This window comes from Pseudonocardia sp. NPDC049154, from assembly GCF_040648315.1.
Classification (GTDB): Bacteria; Actinomycetota; Actinomycetes; order Mycobacteriales; family Pseudonocardiaceae; genus Pseudonocardia.
The window spans coordinates 16,410-36,126 of the sequence record NZ_JBEZDN010000012.1 but is presented as its reverse complement, the minus strand read 5'-3'; the positions used below and the strand labels follow the sequence as shown (position 1 = coordinate 36,126).

The window sequence follows — 19,717 nt, the reverse complement described above, 5'->3', positions numbered from 1 at the left end:
GCGGGGGCGGTGTGACAGCCTCACCTCCGTGATTCGCAACGTGGTGGTGGGGACGGTCAAGCCGGGCGTGCCGCGCGAGGAGATCGAGAAGGCGCTGCAGGCCCTGCTCGACCTGCGGGTCGAGGGCGTCGAGCTGCGCATGGTCGCGGGCGTCGACCTGGGGCTGCGGGAGGGCAACGCCTCCTACGCCCTCACCGTCGACCTCGACGACGAGGAGGCGTACCGGATCTACGACCGGGACGCCGAGCACAACCGGATCCGACGCGAGCTCTTCGCCCCGATCTCGGAGTCCATCTCCCGCATCCAGTTCCGCCTCTGACACCTCGTGAGTGGGGATAGCTGCCAGAGCGACTATCGCCACTCACGACGCATCCTCGCAGGTCAGCCGCCCTCTCTGCGCGCCCCGGATCTCCTCTCGCACGCGAGGAGGTCCGGCGCTTCCGGCTGCCCGCTTGACACCACTGCCCCAGTGGCTGCATGGTTACCTACATGAGTAACGAACCAACGGACCGGGACAGGGCGGGGCGGTCGCCGTGATCGACGACGGGCGGCCCCTCTTCCTCCAGATCGCGGAGCAGATCGAGGCGTCGATCATCGACGGCTCGCTGCAGGAGGAGGGCCAGGTCCCGTCGACCAACGAGCTGGCCGCGTTCCACCGGATCAACCCGGCGACGGCCGCGAAGGGCGTGAACCAGCTCGTCGCCGACGGGGTGCTGTACAAGCGGAGGGGGATCGGGATGTTCGTCAGCACGGGCGCACGCACGCAGCTGCTGGAGCGACGCCGCGAGGAGTTCGCGAAGCAGTTCGTCGCGCCGCTGCTGGCGGAGGCCCGCAGGCTCGGAATGGACGCCGAGCAGATCAAGAAGATGATCGACGTCTGGGGGGACGACGAATGACGGCGGTGCGGATGCGCGGGGTCGTGAAGCGCTACGGCGGCTTCACCGCGCTCGACGGCGTGAACCTCGAGCTCAGGGAGAACACCGTCCACGGCCTGCTCGGCCGCAACGGTGCCGGCAAGACCACCATCATGCAGATCCTGACCGGGCAGGGCTTCGAGACGGCGGGCGAGGTCGAGGTCTTCGGCCTGCACCCGTACGAGAACCCGACCGTGCTCGACCGGGTCTGCTTCATCCGGGAGGCGCAGAAGTACCCGGACAACTTCCGGGTGGGCGACGCCCTGCGCACGGCGGCGATGCTCTACCCGAACTGGGACGCCGGCTTCGCCGCGTCGCTGGTCGAGGAGTTCCACCTGCGGCCGAAGCAGATGATCAAGAAGCTCTCGCGCGGCCAGCTCTCGGCCGTCGGGGTGATCATCGGGCTGGCCTCGCGGGCGCCGCTGACCTTCTTCGACGAGCCCTACCTGGGCCTGGACGCGGTCGCGCGGCAGCTGTTCTACGACAGGCTGCTCGCCGACTACGCCGCGCACCCGCGGACGATCGTGCTGAGCACGCACCTGATCGACGAGGTCTCGGACCTGATCGAGCACGTCGTGCTGATCGACCGGGGCCGGATCCTGATGGACGAGGACGCCGACGTGCTGCGCGGCCGGGCCGTCACGGTCACCGGGCCGGCAGCCGCGGTGAAGGCGTTCGCCGAGGGATACACCGAGCTGCACCGCGAGGAGCTGGGGGGCTTCCTGCGGGTGACGCTCGAGGGCGCCGACCCCGACACCCGGCTGCGCTCCGAGGGGCTGGAGTTCGAGCCCGTCTCGCTGCAGCAGCTCGTGGTCCGCACGACCCAGCTCGCGACGGAACCCCGGCGCGAGAACCACGACGGCCGGGAGGTGGCCGCGCGATGACTGCTCCGACCGCCGCACTCGACTCCGTCCCCGCCGCCCTGGAGACGCCGGGCCGGCGCCGCCGCCCGCTCGCCGTGGCGCGGATGCAGCTGGTCAACCTGCCGGTACAGCTGGGCATGCCGTGGCTGATCCTCGGTCTCGCCTTCGCGATCAACCTGGTGATCTTCGCGCTGGTCCCGGATCCGCCGGCCGGGGAGCCGAAGGTGACCGGCGGGCTCCTGTCGATCTACATCTTCGTGATCGTCGCCCACCTGGTGACCATGACGCAGGTCTTCCCGTTCGCCCTCGGGCTGTCGGTGACCCGCCGCGACTTCTTCACCGGCACGGCGCTGTTCGTCCTGGCGCAGTCCGCGGTGCAGGGCCTCCTGCTGACGCTGCTGCTCGCGCTCGAGCAGGTCACCGGCGGCTGGGGGATGGGGCTGCACTTCTTCGGCATCCCGTTCCTGACGCAGCAGAACTGGGCGCTGCAGTGGCTGATCTACACGGTGCCCTTCGTGTTCCTCTCCTTCGTGAGCATCCTCGCGGGCACGATCCTCAAGCGGTTCGGCCAGCTCGGGATGTGGATCGCGTCCGTGGGGCTGCTTCTGCTCGCCGGCGTCGCCACGGTGATCGTGACGTGGCAGGAGGCGTGGCCGGCGGTGGGTCGCTTCTTCAGTGACACGCCCGCTGCGGTGCTGTTCGCCGGCTACCCGGCGATCATCGCGGCCCTGGCGGCCGGTGTCGCCTACCTGTTCCTGCGCCGCGCCTCGGTGTAGCGCACGCGGCGGTGGGGGACCGCCGGAGGGGGGAGCCGAGGTCGTCGTCCCGGATCGGGGGATCCGGGGCGGCGGCCTCCGGCGTTCTCAGGACGTCCCTCATCGGGCCCGGACGACGACGTCGGGCTCGGGGGCAGTGGGGAAGTACCGGTGCTCCTGGGCGAGGAAGCGGGCGCGGTGCGGGGCGTACCCCGGCCAGTCGGGGCGGGCGCGCAGCCGCCGCTCCCGCTCCTCGGGCGGGCAGTCCACCCGGATCGCGGTGCTGGTGAAGGGGCGCAGCGCGGCCGCCCCCGAGCCGCAGCCCTCCAGCACCACCACAGGCACGCACGGCTGGGTCCGCGGGTCCGGCGAGCGCTCGTCGCGGTCCCAGAGCCAGGGCCACCAGCGCGCCGGCCGGCCGTGGAAGAGCGGCTCGGCGATCCACTCGCGGGCCAGCGGGATCGCGGCCGCGAGGCCGTCCCAACCGGGATAGAGCTCCTCGATCGAGAGGACCGGGGCGTCGAGCGCGCGGCCCAGCTGTTCCGCGAGCACGCTCTTGCCCGAACCGGACCAGCCGTCGACGGTGACGAGCCGGCACCCGCCCGGCCCGGGAGGACGCTCCCGGACGAGGTCGGGCAGGGCGCCGGCCGCCGCCGTCACGACTGTCACGGCGTCAGCCTGCCGCGGGCCCCCGCTGCGCGGCGCGGTGCCCCCGCCAGGCGTCGACCAGCAGGAAGGCGAGCAGGCTGAGGCCGAACAGCGGGGCCAGCCAGCCGATCGCCACCGCCGCCAGCACCACGGCGAAGCCGACGGGTTGGCTCAGCCTCCGGAACTGCCCGCGCCCCACGAGCGGGGCCGGGCGGCCGGCGTCGGGCCGCCGGACCCACCACATGCGGTAGCCCAGCAGGATCACCGTGACCAGCCCGATCCCGAACGCGACGAGCACGACCTGGTTGGCCACGCCGAAGAGCGTGCCCATGTGGGCGTCGATGCCCCAGCGGGCCAGCTTCGCCATGAACGGGTAGTCGGCGAACCGCACCTCGTCGACGACGGTGCCGGTGCCGGCGTCGATCGCCATCGAGTCGACCTGGGTGGGCCAGCTGCGCTTCACCTCGGTGACCGTCCAGGGCCCGCCCGCCTCCGCGGGCACGCCGACCTCGACCTGGCGGGCGTCGATGCCGGCGCCGCGGGCGACCGTCAGCACGCCGTCGAACTGTCCCGGACGGACGGGGACCGGAGCGCCCGGGGCACCACCGCCGTGGCCGGCGTGGTCGCCGCCCCCGGTGTCGAGCGAGGGCGTGCTCCAGCCGAGCTGGGCCCGGATGTCGCTGATCCCGGCCCCCGCGTAGGTCGACCAGGTCAGCCCGGTCGCGGAGAGGAACAGCATGCCGAGCAGCAGCCACACGCCGAGCGCGCCGTGCCGGCCGAGCAGCCGGCGCCGGCCCTTCACCCCGCGCTCCGGCAGCACCAGGTCGGCCGCGCGCCGGACCCGCCGCGCGCGCCAGCGGGCGATCCACAGCACCAGCCCGCCGAGCGCGACCACCCACAACCACGAGGCCGCGAGCTCGGAGTAGAGCCGGCCCGGCTCGCCGAGCAGCAGGTTGCGGTGCAGCTGGTCGAGGGTCATCCGGAGCGGCAGGACGCCGGTGGTGCCGTAGGTGACCAGCTCGCCCCGGACCTCCGCGGTGCCGGGGTCGACGAAGACGGTCCAGCGCTCGGACTCGCCGAGGCCCTCCTGCGTGAAGAGCACGCGGGTGGTGTCGCCGGGGTTCGGGGCGGGGCGGACGGCGTCGAGCGTGCCGGCCGGGTTCGTGGCGAGCGCCGCCGCGACCTGGTCGGCGAGCGGGAGCTCGCGGGAGGCGGCGGGGACGTGCAGTTGCTCGTCGTAGATCCACGACTCCAGCTGCGGGGCCAGCGCGTAGAGCACCCCGGTCACGGCCGCGACCAGGATGAACGGGCCCACGAGGAGCCCGGCGTAGAAGTGCAGCCGCCGGGCCAGGCCCTTCCAGGCCGAGCGCCGGGCGGGCGGTGCGCCGGGTGCGGGCGGGATGGTCGGTGGGGAGGCGGTCCCCTCGGGGGTGGGTTCGGACACGAGCGACATGGGGTCTCCGGGTGGGAGGGCGCGTGGGCGCGCGGGGGCACCGCCGGATCCCGGGGAGGTGGGACGACGGCGGGGAGGGCGGGCGGATCCGGTCCGGGCTGTGCAGCGCGCGGCGCCGCGGCTCCCGTCGGCGACGGATCCGTGTGGGGACGCGTCCGACTGCGGGGTGTGCGCGGCCGGCTCAGGCGGCGAGCGGCGGGCCGCGATGGACGATCGCGTGGCGCAGCCGCACACCCCGGACGCGGGGCGCGGCCGGGGCGGGGCGCCGGACGACCGGTCCGGCGGGGCGTGGGAGGACCCGCCCGACCAGGGCGGTGACCAGGACGAACAGGGCCGCGAGGGCGCGGCGGGACAGCTCGAGCGCGCGGCGCTCGCCGCAGCGCAGCCACGCCGCGGCGACCGCCGCGGAGGCGAGGTGGGCGACGAGCACGATCCCGGGGCCGAGGCCGTCGTCGTGACCGTGGGCATGCGCGCCGACCGACGGGGCGGCGGTCGCCTCGAACAGGAGGTGCGCCCCGAGCTGCGCGGCCAGCTGGGCCGCGGCGAGCCGTTCCCACCCGCGCTCGTCCCGCGCGAGCCACCAGCCGGGACCGGCCAGGGCGAGCAGTGCGAGGAGGACCCCGGCGGGCGAGGGCAGGTCGCCGCCGCCGAGCACGTGCCCGCCGATCGCGGTGACCAGGGCCGTGAGCGTGACCGCCGCCGTCCGTGCGGTCCGCCCGCACGGCACCGGACGGCGCGGGCCGTACCGGTGGGGGTGGTGGAGCACTCCGGACCTCCGCGGACGGCCGTCGCGTTCGGGGCGTTCGGGGCGCCAGCGTCGGTCACCGAGCGTGCGCCACCGATCGCTGTCTGCGTTGGACCATACGGGCGAGCCCGACCCGGAAGCAAGACGCCCGCCCGGTGGTCGCGCTCACGGTCCGCCGCCGTCGCCGCCGGTACGGGGCCCCGATCCGGTTCGTTCACCGCGAATTCGGTCGACCGCGGACCGCCCACCCCGCAGACTCGGGCCGTGTCCGTCACCCTGCGTCCCCTCGACGAGCCGCTGCTCGTCGCCCTGCTCGACGCCGCCGTCGCGGGAGCCGAGCCGGCCGAGGTCATGCCCCCGGTCGCCGGCGCCGCGGGCTGGAGCGACGCGGCTCGCGCCGCCTTCCTGACCTTCCACCGCAGCCGGTCGGTCGGTGCCGTCGCGCCGGTGGAGCGGACCTGGGTGATCCTCGAGGGGGAGACGGTGGTGGGGGCGGGCCGGCTCGAGCCGGTGGCCGACGGCCTGGAGGTCGGGCTCTGGCTCGCCCGTGGCGCCCGCGGGCGGGGGATCGGCCACGGCGCCGTCCGCGAGCTGGTCGCCCGGGCCGGGGGCCGGCCGGTGGTCGCCGCGACCACCGCCGACAACGCGGCCGCGGTCGCGGTGCTGCGGGACCTGGGCGCGGTGCTGGTCGAGAGCGACGACGCGGTGCACGCGGTCCTGCCCGGCGGGCGCGTCGCGGAGGTGGCGGGCCAGGGGCCGGCGCGCTGACGCCCTGCCCGTGAGCTGCGGCCGTGGTGCTCGCGCCGTCCGGGGGGTAGGCCTGTCGGTATGAGGGCTGCGTTCTACGACCACACCGGACCCGCGCGCGAGGTCCTGTCCGTCGGCGAGGTCGACACCCCCGAGCCCGGACCGGGGCAGGTTCGTGTCCGGGTGCGGGTGTCGGCGGTCAACCCGACGGACGTCAAGACCCGGGACGGCACGACCGCCCGGCCGTTCCAGGGCGTCCGCGTGCCGCACCAGGACGGCGTCGGCGAGATCGACGCCGTGGGCGAGGGCGTCGACCCGGTGCGTGTCGGCCAGCGGGTGTGGCTCTGGCTCGCCTCACCCGGCGGGCCGGCTCCCGCGCCGGTCGCCGAGTGGGGCACCGCGGCGGAGTTCTGCGTCGTCCCGCAGGAGCAGGCCGTTCCGCTGCCGGAGTCGGCGTCGGACGAGCTGGGCGCCTGCCTCGGTGTCCCGGCCATGACGGCGTACCACTGCCTGTTCACCGGCGGCTCCCCGCACAAGTCGAACGTGCTGGTCGCGGGCGGTGCGGGCGCCGTCGGCCACTACGCGGTGGAGCTCGGCACCTGGGCCGGGGCCACGGTCGTCACGACCGTGTCGGGCCCGGAGAAGGCGGAGCTGGCCTCGCGGGCCGGTGCCGACCTGGTGGTGAACTACCGCGAGCCCGACGCCGAGCAGCGGATCCGGGCGCTGGTCCCCCACGTCGACCGGATCGTGGAGGTCGCGCTGGGGGCGAACCTCGATCTCGACCTGGCACTGCTGGCCAACGGCGGCACGATCGTCACCTACGCTGCCACGCCGCAGGACCCCACCATCCCGGTGCGGCGGCTCATGACCGCCAACGCCGTGCTGCGGTTCGTGCTGCTCTACGCCGTGCCGCGCGAGGACCTCGTCACGGCCGCGCGCGAGATCACGGTTGCGGTGTCGGAGGGGGCGTTGAGCCCGCTGCCGCTGCACCGCTTCGGGCTCGACGACATCGCCGCCGCCCACGAGGCCGTCGAGTCCGGTACGACGGGGAAGGTGCTCGTCGACATCGGGTGAGCGGTGAGGCCCGGCTCACCCACCCGGGTGGGGCGCGGGATGCGGTGGGTAGTCCTCCGGCATGCCGGACGAGCCGATCCGCGAGCCCCTCGGCCACGTGGCCGCCGACAGCGACACCCGGACCGACACCGAGACCGTCACCGTCGTCGGCCTGCTGGCCGACCCGAACCTGCCCGGCGAGCTGGCCACCCGGCTCGCCGAGGGCCTGCCGCAGGTCCTGGCCGCGCGGTTGGACGCCGCGCGGACCTGGGAGGTCGAGACCGTCGTCGAGCCCTTCGAGGCCAACGACCGCGGCGAGCGTGCCCTGGACCGGGCGCGCGAGCGGGTGCGCCGGACGCGCTGGGACGTCGCGGTCTGCCTGACCGACGTGCCGGCCAGGTCCAGCGGCGTCCCGGTCGTCGCGCAGGTGGGGGAGCGGGACCGGGTCGCGGTCGTGTCCGTGCCCGCCCTCGGCGGGGTGCGGCTGCTCCCGCGGGTCCGCGACGCCGTCGTCGAGCTGGTGGGGCGGCTGCTCGGGATCGACACGGCCGCGGCGGCCCGCCGGCCGACCCGGCGCGCGGCCCTGCTGACCGAGCCGGGCGCGCTGAGCGACGACTCCGACGAGACCGTGCTGACCCGGCGCGGCTCGCTGCGGCTGCTCGCCGGCATGGTGCGCACCAACCGGCCGTGGCGGCTGACCGTCGGGCTGGGTACGGCGCTGGCCGGGGCCGCCGCCGGTTCGGCCTTCGGGCTGCTCTACTCCAACCTCTGGACGCTCGCCGCCGCGCTCGAACCGTGGCGACTCGGGCTCGCGTTCGTCGGCTCGATCGCGGTGTTCGTGGCCTGGCTGATCGTCGGCCACCGGCTGTGGGAGCGGGGGTCCCCCGAGCTCGGCCTGGACCGGCTGCTCAACCTGGGCACGGTTCTCACGCTGGTGACCGGTACGGGCCTGTTCTCGCTGGCCCTGCTCGTGCTCAACTCGATCGTCGCGTCGGTGATCATCCCGGCGTCGTACCTGGCCCAGGTGCTCGGGCATCCTGCCGGGCTCGCCGACTACGTGCGGATCGTGGTCCTGGCGACGATCATGGGCGTCGTCGCCGGGGCGGTCGGGTCCGGGCTGGAGGACGACGCCACGGTCCGGCTGGTCGCCTACGGCCACCGGCAGCGGGAGCGCCGCGACATCGCGGCCCGGCTCGAGCCCGCGGCCCGCGAGGAGTGACTACCCCACGACCGTCGTGACGCCGTCGTCGCCGACCACCAGCCCCGTCCGGCCGCGCGCGGCGAGCCAGCGCGCGGCGTCCGGCCCGAGGGCGTAGGCGGCGGTGGCGTCGACGTCGGCGTCCGTGAGCGAAGGCGCGACGACGGTGACGGAGCCGAGGCCGGTCGGCGGGAGCCCGGTCCGCGCGTCGACCACGTGCGCGCCACGGTGGGCCGCACCCGAGGTGGCGACGGCCCCGGTGCGGACCGGCACCAAAGCGACCAGCCGCCGCGGGTCGCGCGGATCCTCGACGCCGACCCGCCACGGGGCGTCGTCGGGTCGAAGGGTGCGGCAGGTCAGGTCGCCGCCCGCGGAGAGGCAGAAGTCGGTGTCCGGCAGCGCCCGCAGCGGCGCGGCCGCCCGCTCCACGGCCCAGCCCTTGACCACGCCGGAGGGGTCCAGGCGCCCGTCGCGCCGGACGTCGAACGCGCCGTCGGAGTCGCGGCGGGTGGCCTCGGCGATCGCCAGGACCTCGTGCACCTCGGGCGGACAGTCCCGCTCGTCGAGCTCGCCGCGGCCCAGCCGGGACACCACCGAGTCGGGCCGGTAGGTGCTGAAGACGCGGTCGGCCTCGCGCAGCACGGCGAGGGCCTCGGCCCAGGCGGCGCGGGCGGGGGCGTCGGTGGTGTGCCGGCCGCGCAGGGCGAGGCTGACCGGCATCCCCATGACGTGCGGGACGTACCGGGCCGGGCGGGGTGCGGCGGGTGCGGTCACGCGAGGCCGGCCTGGTCGAGGGCGCTCTGCAGGGACTCGACGTAGCCCTCCGAGGTCACGGTCGCGCCGCTGACCATGTCGATGTCGGTGCTCTGCGCGCTGATCGTCTCCCGGGTCAGCACGGGCAGGGCGGAGGCGTTGATCTGCTGGTCCTTGCCGTTGCCGTCCGGGTACTGCGGGACGGAGACGTCGGTGATCCGCCCGCCGGCCACGGTGATCGTGACCTGCACGGGTCCCCACCGGGTCTGGGCGACGGAACCGGTGTAGGTGGTACTGCCGGTGCTGTCCGAGGCGCCGGTGCTGCCGGTGCTCGGGCCCGTGCCCGATGCGGCCACGACGGTGTCCGAAGTGGGTGTGACGGAGGCGCCGGTCGATGTCTTGTAGCCGAACAGCAGCGCGACGACGGCGACCGTGCCCAGGAACCAGGTCAGGATGCGGCGCACGCGGTCACCATCCGAACTTCTCGACGTGGATGCGGCTCGCCGGCACCCCGGCGGCGGCCAGGGTCCGGCGCACGGAGGCGGACCAGGCGTCGGGGCCGCAGAGGTAGACGTCCCGCTGGGCGACGTCGGGGACCAGGCCGAGCAGGACGGCCCGGTCGTCGCCGGGGCCGGCCCCGTCGCCGAGCCAGGAGTCCGCGGCGCGGCGCGGGCCGGGGAGCCGGTGCACCTGCAGGCCGCGCTCGCGGGCGAGGACGTCGAACTCGGCGGTGAACAGCGGCGCGCCGCGGTGGAGGAGCACCGCGTCACCGGGGGCGTACGGCAGTCCCTCGGCCAGCGCCCGGAGCGGGGTGATCCCGACGCCGGCACCGATCAGTGCGACCCGGTCGCGGGTGCGCGGGCGGGCGGTGAGCCGGCCGTAGGGGCCCTCGACCAGCACGCGGGTGCCGGGGCGCAGGCTGCGGACGAGCCGGCTGCCGTCGCCCAGGTCCTTGACGGTGTAGAGGTGCAGCAGGTGCCAGGACTCGTGGCGGAGCCGGCTGCGGGCGGCGCGCACACTCGTCACCACGACGAGAATCAGGCAGACGGTGCCGGCCAGCGCCAGCAGCATGCCGGGGTAGTCGACGGTGAGAGTCCAGAAGGTGCCGGGGACCGCGGTGACCCGGCCGCCGGCGTAGCCCCACGTGATCAGCGCCAGGTGGACGAGCATCAGCGTGAACGAGCTGAACCCGGCGACCGGTGGACGCGGGCGAGGCGGTCCTGGCCGACCGCGCGCTCCAGCGGCGGAATGCGGGCCATCAGCAGGACCTGGACCAGGAGGAGGTCCGCGGCGAGCAGGCCCGTCCACCGGCCCAGCGAGGTCAGGCCGTCGGCCCAGGAGGCGAGGGCCTGGATCCCGCCGCCCGCGAGCCAGAGGTACGTGACGACCACCAGGCTCGCCGCGACCAGGGTGCCGGCGAGGTGGCGGACGGCGGCGTCGGTGCGGGCCGGGCGGGTGTCGATGCGGGAGCCGTGCCGGGGGACGCGCGGGTCGAGGGTGATGCTCACGCGGAGAGCCCGGAGGTGGCGGTCGTGGTGGCGGTTCCCGTTCCTGCGCCCGACCCGGTCCCGCCGGTGTCGGTGCCTGTTCCGGTGCCGCCCGTCCCGGTGCCGCCCTGCGGGAGGGCCCCGCCGTCCGGCACGCCGAGGCCGCCCTGCCCGTCGCCCGGGGCCTTCCCGCCGACGCGATGACGGTCCCCGCCGAACCCACCGGCCCCGCCGTCGATCCCGGCCGCGGTGGTGCCGCCGGTGGCGTGCCCGATCGCGTACCCGCCGGCCCCGCCGGCGAGCACGAGGCCGGCGGCCGCGGCGACCAGCACGACGGCCCGGCGCACGCCCTTCCGGCCGGGCGGCCCCGCGACGGCGTGCGTGGGCGTCGAGGTGATGTCGTAGACGGGGTGCGGCGCGTGGGCCTCCGTGCGGTCGTCCGTGATCACTCCTTCGGGGCGGTCGTCGGGGCGGTCGTCGGGGTGGGCGAGGACGGGGCGCGGGGAGGAGAAGGGTTCCCAGCGGGACCCGCTGGGCGACAGGTCGTTGCTCACGGTGCTCCTTCGGCATCGGTCGAGGACCAGCGTCCGGGGCCTTGGTGGGCGGCGACGGTGTGCGGGCTGTGAACGGGCTGTGGGGCGGCCGCCCTTCCCCACCGGCGAACGGCAGGGTCGACCCGGCGGGGCGGTGGCGTGAGGATCGGTGCCGTCGTCACGCGGAGGAGGTCGCATGCCCGTCGCCCATTTCCACATCGTGCGGCGCGGCGTCGACCCCGCGCAGCGACGGAGGCTGCTGGTCGAGGCGAGCCGGGTCTACGCCGAGGTGCTGGACTCGCCGATCGAGCGGGTGCGCGTGTTCGTGGTCGAGTACGACCCGGAGAGCGCTGCCGTGGGCGGCGAGGTCGTGGCCGAGGGCGCGCCGGCCGCGCCCTACTTCACCGCGATCGTGCTCGCGGGCAGGCCGGCGACCCAGCGCCAGGAACTGCTCGCGCGCCTGACCGACCTGGTCGTCGACGTGCTCGGGGCGGAGCGACGGCTGGTACGGGGCCGGATCGTCGAGGTCGCGCCGGAGAACTGGGCGATCGGCGGCGTCGCCGCCGCGAGCGTCCGGGCCGATGAGATCGCCGCCCGCGCGGCCACCCCGTAGCCCGTCACGACATCAGGCCGCGGCGCAGGGTCGCGAGGGCGCGGGCGAGCAGCCGCGAGACGTGCATCTGCGAGAGCCCGACCAGCTCCCCGATCTCGGACTGGGTCTTGTTGCCGAAGAAGCGCAGCAGCACGATCCGCCGCTCCCGCTCCGGCAGCCCGGCCAGCAGCGGCCAGACGCTGCGGCGGAACTCCACGTCCTCCATCGCGGGGTCGGCGTCCCCGAGCCGCTCGCCGAGCGGGGACTCGCCGGGCTCGATCGACGCGTCGAGGCTGGCGCTGCGCCGCTCGGCCCGGACCGCGATCGCGTCGATCACGTCGTCGACGCGCACCCCGAGGTGCTCGGCGAGCTCGCTCGGCCGCGGCGCCCGCCCCAGCCGCTGCGTGAGCGGGCCGACGGCCTTGTCGACCGTCACGACCAGCTCCTTCACCGGCCGCGACACCCGCACCGACCACGTGCGGTCCCGGAGGTGCCGCAGGATCTCCCCGCGCACGCAAGGCACGACGTACCCGAGCGCGTCGCCGCGCGCCGCGTCGGGATCCCAGTGGTCGACCGCGTGGATCAGGCCGATCACGCCCGCCTGCGTCAGGTCCTCCCGGGCGGCCTCGTCGCCGTAGCGCCGCGCGAGGTGCTGCACGACCGGCAGGAAGGCGAGGATCAGCGTGGACCGCAGGGCCGCCCGGCGCGGGTCGTCGTCCGGCAGAGCGGCGTACTCCGCGAGCGTCGGCAGGAGCCGGGCGTAGTCGCTGGGGGCGTCCACGGTGCGCGCAGCCTCCTCCGCGGAAGGGGGTGGACCCGGCGTGGCCGGAGGCGAGGGCGGGACGCGGCCGCCCGCTGCCGCCGCCGCCTGCCGAACGGCGGGCCCGCCGCGCGGGAGCGCCGGGAGTGCGGGGCGGGTGCCCGGGGTCGGGCGGGCCAAACCGGCCACGCGGAGGTTTCCTGTGCCTCACCGGCCGGGTGTTTGGCCGGTCCCGTCGGGGGCATGTGGGCGACGATCCGGGCGGCGACGTGGACGCCGATCCGGACGGCGGAAGGACTGGTGCGGGTCCGGTGGTGCTCCCGCGCCGACGGCGTCCGGATCCGGGTCGACGTGGGCGACGGCCCGTGCACCGACCCGCCCGCCGCCGACGGTCTCCGGGTGGCCACGGAGCTCACGGAGGTCACCGTCCTGCACTCGTCCCGCGGCACCACGGTCCGGCTGGCCTTTCCCCTCCCCGTCGACGACCAGGGTGGTGGGGCGGCGTAGCGGATGGCCGACGCACCCCGCCCGCGGGACGCTCCGCGGGGTGTGCGCGCTGGGGGCCTCGTGGTCCGCGGCTGTTTCCTGACCGCACCTGTCAGGGATGCGGGGGAGCGTGGGGTGCATGACGGCGGGAACGGCACCATTGCAGGGCAGGGTCGCGCTGGTTGCGGGGGCGACCCGGGGCGCGGGGCGGGGGATCGCGCTGGAGCTCGCGGCGGCGGGCGCGACGGTCTACGCGACCGGACGCAGCACCACCGGGAGGCCGTCGGAGTACGGCCGTGCGGAGACGATCGAGCAGACCGCGGAGCTGGCGGCGGGGCTCGCCGGGCGGGTGGTCCCGGCCGTCGTCGACCATCTGGACCCGGCGCAGGTGGAGGCGCTGTGCGCGCGGATCGACGCCGAGCAGGGCCGGCTCGACGTGGTGGTCAACGACATCTTCGGCGGCGACCCGCTGACCGAGTGGTTCCGTCCGGTGTGGGAGCACTCCCTCGACGACGGCCTGCGCCTGCTGCGGCTCGCGATCGACACCCACATCGTCACGGCGCGGTACGCCTTCCCGCTCCTCGTCCGCGAGCCGGGCGGGCTCGTCGTCGAGATCACCGACGGCACCGCGGAGTACAACGCCGAGAACTACCGGCTCACCGTGTACTACGACCTGGCCAAGGTCGCGCCGATCCGGCTGGCCCGCAGCTGGGCGCACGAGCTGCGCGAGCACGGCGGCACGGCGGTCGCCGTGACCCCCGGCTGGCTGCGGTCGGAGGCGATGCTGGACCACTACGGCGTGACCGAGGAGACCTGGCGGGACGCCCTGACGACGGTGCCGCACTTCGCGATCTCCGAGACGCCGCGGTTCGTGGGCCGCGGGATCGCCGCGCTGGCCGCGGACCCGGACCGGGCGCGCTGGACCGGGCGCTCGACGTCGAGCGGCGAGCTCGCGCAGGTCTACGGCGTCGACGACCTCGACGGTTCCCGGCCGGACGCCTGGCGCTACGTCGTGGAGGTCCAGGACCCGGGCAAGCCGGCCGACACGACCGGGTACCGGTGATCAGTCGAGGGCACCGCGCCGTGCCAGCCGGCCGATCACCAGCGCGCTGAGCAGCGGCACCGCGGCCAGCACCACCCACCCGACCACGGGCGGGGCGACGGACGGGTCGAGCAGCGCTCCGGCGCCGGTGCTGCCCACCAGCACCGCGAGCCCGCCCGCCGAGGACAGCACGCCGAAGTAGGCGCCGAGCCGGCGCTCCCCGGCCAGCCGCGGCACGAGGTCCTGTGCGATCGGCACGGCGAGCATCTGCCCCGCGGTGAGCAGCACGACGAACGCGACCGCGGGCCAGAGCGCCGGGGGGAGCGCGGCGACCGCCACCGCGACGACCGCGAACGCCGCCGCCATGAGCACGAACCCGAGCACCAGCGGCCGCAGCCCGCCGCGCCGCCGCGCCCACCGCGTGACCGGCAGCTGCCCGACGATCACCATCACCGAGGCCAGCACGAACAGCCAGCCCAGCGCCGCCTGGCCGCCGGTCGCGCGGGTGAGCTCGGCGGGCAGGGCCAGGTAGAGCTGGTTGTAGCAGAGCAGGTAGCCGGAGTAGCCCGCCGCGAACGCGAGGAAGCGCCGGTTGGCCAGCACCTCCGCCCACCCGGCGAGGAGCGGCTCGCCCGCGTGCGGGGCGGGCCGGCGCGGCAGCCACGCGGCGTGCGCGGCCAGGATCAGCACGAACGCGCCGGCGGCGACCAGGCAGGCCAGCCGGAAGTCGACGAGCAGCAGCGCGGTGCCGACGAGCGGCCCGACCACGGAGCCGATCTGGCCGCTGACCGCGAACATCGCGAAGACGTCCGCCCGCGCGACCCCGCCGACCTCCTCCTGCGCCCCGGCCTCGCGGGCCAGCGACGACTCGACGGCCGGCGAGAACAGGGCGGCCGCGAACCCGGTGAGCAGCGCCCCGGCCAGCACGCCCGGCAGCGCCGTCGCGACGCCGAGGAGCACGAACCCCGCGACGCGCAGCACGCAGCCCGCCAGGACGACCGGTTTCGCCCCCCACCGATCGGCGAGTGCCCCGCCCACCACGAACAGGCCCTGCTGGCTGAACGTCCGCAGCCCGAGCACCAGCCCGACGACGCCGCCCGCGAGCGCGAGGTCCTCGGCGAGGTGCGTCGCCAGGTACGGCAGCACCATGGAGAAGCCGACGTTGAACGCCAGCTGCGTGACCACGAGCAGCCGCATGACGGGTGGCAGCCGGCCGAAGTCGGCCAGGGCGGCGAATCGGCGCAGCCCGGCCGGCGCAGGGGAAGGCTCCTCGGGCCGGGTTTCGGGCATAACCGCCTATTACTAGCATTTGCCGCCATCACGCGACAGAGGGACGCACTTGATCACGTCCGCGACATTCATGCAGGTCGGCGCACATGATTGACAGCCTGTTCCGATGCACAGACGATCTCGGCGGTCCGGCGGCGCCCGCCGGCCCCGGCGCCGTGCCGGCCACGGAGCCGAGACCAGGGTCGCGACCAGGAAGGCCCCGATGCCCCGCCCCACCACACCCCGTCCGGGCCTGCGCGCCCGCGTGCGGCTCGTCGTCGCCCTCGCCGTCGTCGCCCTGGTCGGCCTCGTCACGGCCTGCGGGTCCGGCGCCGCGCCGACCGGTACCCCGGTTCCGGACGGCGAGCTCCGCCTGGCGGCCCAGTTCGCGCCGCGCTCGGGCTACGCGATGGACACCGACGACGCGTTCGTCGTCGCGCAGCTGGGCTCGGCCGAGGCACTGGTCAAGGCCGGGCCGGACGGCGCCCCGCAGCCCGGCCTCGCGATCTCCTGGGTGCAGACCGCCGACCCGCGCACCTGGCGGTTCGCGCTGCGGCCCGGCGTCACCTTCCACGACGGCACCCCGCTCACCCCGGCGGCCGTGGTCACCGCGCTGTCCTGGGTCGCCGGCGTCGCCGCCCCGCCGCGGGCGATCAAGGGCATCGGGCTGCAGGTCGCCGAGGACGGCCCGGCCGCCGTCGCGATCACGACGACGACGCCGGACCCGATCCTGCCCCTGCGGCTGAGCAGCGTGAACACCGCGATCCTCGCCCCGTCCGCCTACACCGGCGGGCCGCCCGCCGTGGTCGGCACGGGGACGGGACCCATGCGGCTGGTCGCCGCGGACGGCACCCAGCAGGCGACCCTCGAGCGCAACGACGCCTACTGGGGCGGCCGGCCGCAGCTCGCGACGGTGAGCGTGCGGTACGTGACCGACCCGGCGGCCCGGGCGCTGGCGCTGCGGGCCGGGGACGTCGACGTCGCGCAGGGGCTGCCCGAGTCCGCGCTGCTCGAGTTCACCCCCGACGGCGGCTACGACGACCAGACCGTCGCCGCCCCGCGGACCGTCTCGCTGATGCTCAACCAGTCCGCCGAGCCGTTCTCGGACATCCGGGTGCGGCAGGCCGTCGCCACGGCGATCGACCGCACCGCGCTGGCCGAGCAGGCGTTGGCGGGCTCGGCCCTGCCGGCGTCGGAGCTCTTCGGCCCGGCCGTCGCGTGGGGCAGCCAGGACCCGCCGCCCGCGCCGGACCCGCAGGGCGCCAAGGCCCTGCTGGCCCAGGCCGGGTTCGGGCCGGACCGGCCGCTGACCGTGCGGTTGCAGACCTACCCGAACCGCCCCGAGCTGCCCACGCTCGCCACCGCGGTCCAGGGGATGCTCCGCGAGGTCGGCGTCGACGCGCAGATCCGGATCGGCGAGTACGGGCCGCAGGAGCCGGAGCTGCTGGCCGGGCGCTACGACATGTTCCTGCTGTCCCGCAACTACCTCACCGACGTGCCGGACACCGGGTCCACGCTGGTCACGGACTACTCCTGCGCCGGCTCGTACAACATCAACCGGTACTGCTCGGCCGAGTACGACGCGCTCCTCGCCCCGCTGGCCACGACCGCGGACCCGGCGCAGCGCCAGGAGGTGTTCAGGGCCGCGGCGGCGAAGCTGACCGCGGACGCCGTGGGCCTGCCGCTGGTGCACTCGCAGGAGAACGCGGTGACCAGGGGCGTCTCCGGGTACACCGTGGACCCGCTGGCGAAGTCGTTGATCACGCCCGAGCTGACCCGCACCGGCTGAGTGGGCGGCACCCTCGCGCGCCGGCTGGCGACCCTCCCGGCGGTCCTGCTCGGCGCCTCGCTGCTGATCTTCCTGCTGCCGCGGCTGGCCGGCGTCGACACCGTCCGGGCGGTGCTGCGCGGCCGCGTCGCGGAGGCCGAGCCGGACCCGGCGGTGGCCGCACGGGTGGCGGCCGAGCTGGGCCTGGACCGCTCGTGGACAGTGCAGTACCTGCGCTGGCTCGGCCACGCGCTCACCGGCGACCTCGGTTTCTCGTACGCCACCCGTACGGCGATCGCGCCGCAGCTCGCGGCGGCGCTCGGGGTGTCGGCGGTGCTGGCGGCGCTCGCGCTGCTGGTCGCCGCGGTGGTCGGGATCCCGCTCGGCGTGCGGGCGGCCCGACGCCCGGGCGGCGGGCTGGACCGCGTGGTCACCGGGTGCTCGGTGCTGGGCGTCGCCGTGCCCGAGTTCGTGCTCGCGCCGGTGCTGGTGCTGCTGCTCGCGGTCGCGGTGCCGTTGCTCCCGGCGACCGGCTGGGGCACACCCGCGCAGGCCGTTCTGCCGGTGCTGACCCTTGCCGCGTTCCCCGTCGCGCTCGCCGCCCAGCTCGCCCGAGCGGAGACGATCGACGCCCTCTCCCGTCCGCACGTCACCGTCGCCCTCGCCAAGGGGATAGGCGGATCGCAGCTGCTCTGGCGGCACGGTGCGCGGCTGGCGCTGACCGGCGTCACGGCGCTCTCCGGGATGTTCTTCGCCGGCCTGCTCGGCGGTGCGGTGGTGGTCGAGGTGGCGTTCGGGATCCCCGGGCTGGGCCGGCTGCTCTACGACGCCGTGATCGCCCAGGACCTGACGATGTTGCAGGCCGGGCTGTTGGCCGTGGTCGCGGTGGCGCTGCTGGCGGGCGTCGCCGCCGAACTGCTGCAGCTCGCCCTCGACCCCGTCGCGCGGGCGGAGGTGGAGGTGTGAGGCGCGATCCCGTGCTCGTCGCCTTCGCGGTGCTCGCCGCGTTGCTGGTGGTGGCCGCGCTGCTGCCGGTCGACGCGCTCACCACCGACCTGTCCGACCGGTTCGCCGCGCCCTCCCTCGCCCATCCGCTCGGCACGGACAACCTCGGCCGGGACGTGGCGGCCCGGCTGCTCGCCGGTACCCGCCTGTCCGTGTGGTTCACCCTGGTCGCGGTGCTGGCCTGTGCCGCGGTCGGCACACTGCTCGGGATCCTGGCCGGGTACGCGGGCGGGGCCGCGGGGCAGCTCCTGCAACGCACGCTCGACGTCCTGGTCGCGATCCCGACCGTGATCGTCGGCCTGGTCGTGGCGGCGGTCCGCGAGCCCGGGCCGACCACCCTGCTGATCGCCGTGCTGCTCACCGGCTGGACGCCGTTCGCCCGGCTCGCCTACCAGCTGACGGTCCGGGAACGGGCCCGCGAGTACGTGGAGGGGGCCGTCGCGGTCGGTGCCGGGGCGGGACGGATCGCGGTGCGGCACATCCTCCCCAACGCGCTGCGCCCGCTGACCGCACACACCTGCCTGCGGTTCGCGAACGTGCTGCTCTCGCTCGCCGGCCTCTCGTTCCTGGGGCTGGGCGCCCAGCCGCCCACCCCGGAGTGGGGCGCGATGCTGGCCGAGGGGCGGCAGTACCTGTTCGCCGCCCCGCAGCTCGTGCTGGTGCCCGCGGTGGCGGTCGTGGCGGTGTCGCTGGCCGTCACGCTGCTCGGCCGGAGGCTGGAGGCGCGGTGGTCCGGCCGATAGGGTGCTCCTGCCAGTAACTTGCGAAAGGGGCTCCGGGTGGCGGTCACGGGTGCGGGCGGGCGGCGGCGCGGCGAGGTCCGGCCGGAGTGGAAGGAGACGCTCGGCGGGGTCGGCGTCGTCCCGCCGGTGGTGACCGACCTGCGCGCGGGCCTCGCGGCCGAGGGCGCGGCGATCGTCGCCGGCTACGCCACGGACCCCGAGCGGCTGGTCGACGCGGCCGCGACCGCGCTCGGCGGCCGCCTGCGCGAGCTCTTCGGCATCCGGCCGCAGGGCGGGCCCGACGCGCCCCCGCTCGGGCTGCACTCGGACGGGGCCAACGTCGTCGTCGACGTGCACGGCCGGTCCGTCCGCCTGCGGGACCCGGACGAGGACTGGCTGCTCATGCTGTGCGGCAGGGCGGCCGACGACGGCGGCGACTCCGTGCTGATCGACGGGTACGCCCTGGTCGAGGCGCTGCGGACCGCCGCCGAGCCAGAGCTGCGCGAGGTGCACGACTTCGTCGTCGGCACGGACGTCGACTACTTCGGCACCTGGGTGAACCCGGCTCGAGGGGTGCCGGGGACCCCGCTGGTGCGGCGGCTGGTCGAGTACACCCGCGCCGGTCGCCGGGTGGTGCGGGCGAGCGACTACGCGGCCCCGGTCCCGCGCGAGCCGGAGTGGGACCGGCACCTCGGGCTGATCGACCGGTACGCGGACGTGCTGGCCACCGCGATGGAGGTGGCCCCGCGCTTCCGGCTCGACGCGGGCGACCTGTTCGTGCTGGACAACTACCGGTTCCTGCACGGGCGGGACGGCTACCGGGGCGAGCGCACCCTGCACGTGCTCACGGTCCGGTCCACCGAGGCGGCGTAGCTCCCGAACCGGTGCACGTGCCGGCCCGGGCCGGCGTCGACCACCCGCCCG

At 75.6% G+C, this 19,717-nt stretch carries 24 protein-coding genes; 14 read left to right on the top strand and 10 right to left on the bottom strand.

Features of this window, described 5'->3' with window-relative positions; all coding sequences use genetic code 11:
- The first annotated feature begins 28 nt into the window (after positions 1-28).
- The 4 genes from AB0B41_RS09320 (at position 29) to AB0B41_RS09305 (ending at position 2,553) form a co-directional block, all read left to right on the top strand.
- Positions 29-319 carry a Dabb family protein gene (locus AB0B41_RS09320; RefSeq protein WP_358200816.1) on the top strand — a complete coding sequence of 97 codons (291 nt, stop codon included), beginning with the start codon at positions 29-31 and terminating at the stop codon, positions 317-319.
- 217 nt (positions 320-536) lie between these two features.
- Positions 537-896 (top strand): GntR family transcriptional regulator, encoded by a 360-nt coding sequence (locus AB0B41_RS09315; RefSeq protein ID WP_358200964.1) that lies wholly within the window; start codon positions 537-539, stop codon positions 894-896.
- Complete coding sequence (locus AB0B41_RS09310; RefSeq protein ID WP_358200813.1) at positions 893-1,798, top strand: ABC transporter ATP-binding protein; 906 nt, start codon at positions 893-895, stop codon at positions 1,796-1,798. Before AB0B41_RS09315 ends, AB0B41_RS09310 begins: the two co-directional genes overlap by 4 nt.
- Positions 1,795-2,553, top strand: a complete 759-nt coding sequence (locus AB0B41_RS09305) for a hypothetical protein (protein ID WP_358200811.1) — start codon at positions 1,795-1,797, stop codon at positions 2,551-2,553. The genes AB0B41_RS09310 and AB0B41_RS09305 overlap by 4 nt, the downstream gene beginning before the upstream one ends.
- A 99-nt stretch (positions 2,554-2,652) precedes the next feature.
- On the opposite strand, the gene AB0B41_RS09300 is transcribed toward AB0B41_RS09305, so the two are convergent.
- From AB0B41_RS09300 to AB0B41_RS09290, 3 genes are all read right to left on the bottom strand, one after another.
- Positions 2,653-3,201 carry a hypothetical protein gene (locus AB0B41_RS09300; protein ID WP_358200808.1) on the bottom strand — a complete coding sequence of 183 codons (549 nt, stop codon included), beginning with the start codon at positions 3,199-3,201 and terminating at the stop codon, positions 2,653-2,655.
- A 4-nt stretch (positions 3,202-3,205) separates the two neighbouring features.
- The gene (locus tag AB0B41_RS09295) at positions 3,206-4,633 is read right to left on the bottom strand and encodes a PepSY domain-containing protein (RefSeq protein ID WP_358200806.1); all 1,428 of its coding nucleotides are present in this window, start codon (positions 4,631-4,633) and stop codon (positions 3,206-3,208) included.
- A 181-nt stretch (positions 4,634-4,814) separates the two neighbouring features.
- Positions 4,815-5,399, bottom strand: coding sequence for a hypothetical protein (locus AB0B41_RS09290; RefSeq protein ID WP_358200804.1), 585 nt, complete (start codon positions 5,397-5,399; stop codon positions 4,815-4,817).
- A gap of 243 nt (positions 5,400-5,642) precedes the next feature.
- On the opposite strand from AB0B41_RS09290, the gene AB0B41_RS09285 reads away from it, so the two are divergent.
- From AB0B41_RS09285 to AB0B41_RS09275, 3 genes are all read left to right on the top strand, one after another.
- The gene (locus AB0B41_RS09285) at positions 5,643-6,146 is read left to right on the top strand and encodes a GNAT family N-acetyltransferase (RefSeq protein WP_358200803.1); all 504 of its coding nucleotides are present in this window, start codon (positions 5,643-5,645) and stop codon (positions 6,144-6,146) included.
- A 60-nt stretch (positions 6,147-6,206) separates the two neighbouring features.
- Positions 6,207-7,199, top strand: a complete 993-nt coding sequence (locus AB0B41_RS09280) for an NADPH:quinone reductase (protein ID WP_358200801.1) — start codon at positions 6,207-6,209, stop codon at positions 7,197-7,199.
- A 61-nt stretch (positions 7,200-7,260) separates the two neighbouring features.
- A complete protein-coding gene (locus tag AB0B41_RS09275) occupies positions 7,261-8,397 on the top strand; it encodes a hypothetical protein (protein WP_358200798.1) in 1,137 nt (378 codons plus the stop codon).
- On the opposite strand, the gene AB0B41_RS09270 is transcribed toward AB0B41_RS09275, so the two are convergent.
- The 5 genes from AB0B41_RS09270 to AB0B41_RS09250 are packed head-to-tail and all read right to left on the bottom strand — an operon-like array spanning position 8,398 to position 11,170.
- On the bottom strand, positions 8,398-9,150 hold the full coding sequence (locus AB0B41_RS09270) for an FAD:protein FMN transferase (protein ID WP_358200796.1): 753 nt from the start codon (positions 9,148-9,150) through the stop codon (positions 8,398-8,400).
- Complete coding sequence (locus AB0B41_RS09265; protein ID WP_358200794.1) at positions 9,147-9,593, bottom strand: FMN-binding protein; 447 nt, start codon at positions 9,591-9,593, stop codon at positions 9,147-9,149. Before AB0B41_RS09265 ends, AB0B41_RS09270 begins: the two co-directional genes overlap by 4 nt.
- Before the next feature lie 4 nt (positions 9,594-9,597).
- The gene (locus AB0B41_RS09260) at positions 9,598-10,299 is read right to left on the bottom strand and encodes a hypothetical protein (protein WP_358200792.1); all 702 of its coding nucleotides are present in this window, start codon (positions 10,297-10,299) and stop codon (positions 9,598-9,600) included.
- Positions 10,299-10,637, bottom strand: a complete 339-nt coding sequence (locus tag AB0B41_RS09255) for a hypothetical protein (protein WP_358200789.1) — start codon at positions 10,635-10,637, stop codon at positions 10,299-10,301. The genes AB0B41_RS09260 and AB0B41_RS09255 overlap by 1 nt, the downstream gene beginning before the upstream one ends.
- Positions 10,634-11,170, bottom strand: coding sequence for a hypothetical protein (locus AB0B41_RS09250; protein WP_358200787.1), 537 nt, complete (start codon positions 11,168-11,170; stop codon positions 10,634-10,636). The genes AB0B41_RS09255 and AB0B41_RS09250 overlap by 4 nt, the downstream gene beginning before the upstream one ends.
- A gap of 175 nt (positions 11,171-11,345) precedes the next feature.
- On the opposite strand from AB0B41_RS09250, the gene AB0B41_RS09245 reads away from it, so the two are divergent.
- The gene (locus tag AB0B41_RS09245; RefSeq protein WP_358200785.1) at positions 11,346-11,762 is read left to right on the top strand and encodes a tautomerase family protein; all 417 of its coding nucleotides are present in this window, start codon (positions 11,346-11,348) and stop codon (positions 11,760-11,762) included.
- A gap of 4 nt (positions 11,763-11,766) precedes the next feature.
- Here the strand turns inward: AB0B41_RS09245 and AB0B41_RS09240 are convergent, their stop codons facing one another.
- Positions 11,767-12,522: a sigma-70 family RNA polymerase sigma factor gene (locus AB0B41_RS09240; protein WP_358200783.1), complete on the bottom strand. Its 756-nt coding sequence runs from the start codon at positions 12,520-12,522 to the stop codon at positions 11,767-11,769.
- A 222-nt stretch (positions 12,523-12,744) separates the two neighbouring features.
- Here AB0B41_RS09240 and AB0B41_RS09235 point away from each other — a divergent pair, with 222 nt between their 5' ends.
- Positions 12,745-13,008 carry a hypothetical protein gene (locus AB0B41_RS09235; protein ID WP_358200780.1) on the top strand — a complete coding sequence of 88 codons (264 nt, stop codon included), beginning with the start codon at positions 12,745-12,747 and terminating at the stop codon, positions 13,006-13,008.
- Positions 13,009-13,126: 118 nt separating this feature from the next.
- The gene (locus AB0B41_RS09230) at positions 13,127-14,050 is read left to right on the top strand and encodes an SDR family oxidoreductase (protein WP_358200778.1); all 924 of its coding nucleotides are present in this window, start codon (positions 13,127-13,129) and stop codon (positions 14,048-14,050) included.
- Here the strand turns inward: AB0B41_RS09230 and AB0B41_RS09225 are convergent, their stop codons facing one another.
- Positions 14,051-15,319, bottom strand: coding sequence for an MFS transporter (locus tag AB0B41_RS09225; RefSeq protein WP_358200776.1), 1,269 nt, complete (start codon positions 15,317-15,319; stop codon positions 14,051-14,053).
- 202 nt (positions 15,320-15,521) lie between these two features.
- On the opposite strand from AB0B41_RS09225, the gene AB0B41_RS09220 reads away from it, so the two are divergent.
- From AB0B41_RS09220 to AB0B41_RS09205, 4 genes are read left to right on the top strand one after another with little or no spacing between them, the layout of a single operon-like run.
- Positions 15,522-17,087, top strand: coding sequence for an ABC transporter substrate-binding protein (locus tag AB0B41_RS09220; protein ID WP_358200774.1), 1,566 nt, complete (start codon positions 15,522-15,524; stop codon positions 17,085-17,087).
- Entirely contained in the window at positions 17,088-18,032 is a 945-nt protein-coding gene (locus AB0B41_RS09215; protein WP_358200772.1) for an ABC transporter permease, read from the top strand.
- Entirely contained in the window at positions 18,029-18,814 is a 786-nt protein-coding gene (locus AB0B41_RS09210; RefSeq protein WP_358200770.1) for an ABC transporter permease, read from the top strand. The genes AB0B41_RS09215 and AB0B41_RS09210 overlap by 4 nt, the downstream gene beginning before the upstream one ends.
- A 36-nt stretch (positions 18,815-18,850) precedes the next feature.
- Complete coding sequence (locus AB0B41_RS09205) at positions 18,851-19,666, top strand: TauD/TfdA family dioxygenase (RefSeq protein ID WP_358200767.1); 816 nt, start codon at positions 18,851-18,853, stop codon at positions 19,664-19,666.
- Positions 19,667-19,717: the final 51 nt, after the last annotated feature.

Excerpts from the sequence above, each read along its gene's own strand:
- AB0B41_RS09310 (WP_358200813.1), top strand. The coding sequence starts at position 893 with ATGACGGCGGTGCGGATGCGCGGGGTCGTGAAGCGCTACGGCGGCTTC.
- AB0B41_RS09305 (WP_358200811.1), top strand. The coding sequence starts at position 1,795 with ATGACTGCTCCGACCGCCGCACTCGACTCCGTCCCCGCCGCCCTGGAG.
- AB0B41_RS09295 (WP_358200806.1), bottom strand. The coding sequence starts at position 4,633 with ATGTCGCTCGTGTCCGAACCCACCCCCGAGGGGACCGCCTCCCCACCG.
- AB0B41_RS09280 (WP_358200801.1), top strand. The coding sequence starts at position 6,207 with ATGAGGGCTGCGTTCTACGACCACACCGGACCCGCGCGCGAGGTCCTG.
- AB0B41_RS09275 (WP_358200798.1), top strand. The coding sequence starts at position 7,261 with ATGCCGGACGAGCCGATCCGCGAGCCCCTCGGCCACGTGGCCGCCGAC.
- AB0B41_RS09260 (WP_358200792.1), bottom strand. The coding sequence starts at position 10,299 with ATGCTCGTCCACCTGGCGCTGATCACGTGGGGCTACGCCGGCGGCCGG.
- AB0B41_RS09245 (WP_358200785.1), top strand. The coding sequence starts at position 11,346 with ATGCCCGTCGCCCATTTCCACATCGTGCGGCGCGGCGTCGACCCCGCG.
- AB0B41_RS09235 (WP_358200780.1), top strand. The coding sequence starts at position 12,745 with ATGTGGGCGACGATCCGGGCGGCGACGTGGACGCCGATCCGGACGGCG.
- AB0B41_RS09230 (WP_358200778.1), top strand. The coding sequence starts at position 13,127 with ATGACGGCGGGAACGGCACCATTGCAGGGCAGGGTCGCGCTGGTTGCG.
- AB0B41_RS09225 (WP_358200776.1), bottom strand. The coding sequence starts at position 15,319 with ATGCCCGAAACCCGGCCCGAGGAGCCTTCCCCTGCGCCGGCCGGGCTG.
- AB0B41_RS09220 (WP_358200774.1), top strand. The coding sequence starts at position 15,522 with ATGCCCCGCCCCACCACACCCCGTCCGGGCCTGCGCGCCCGCGTGCGG.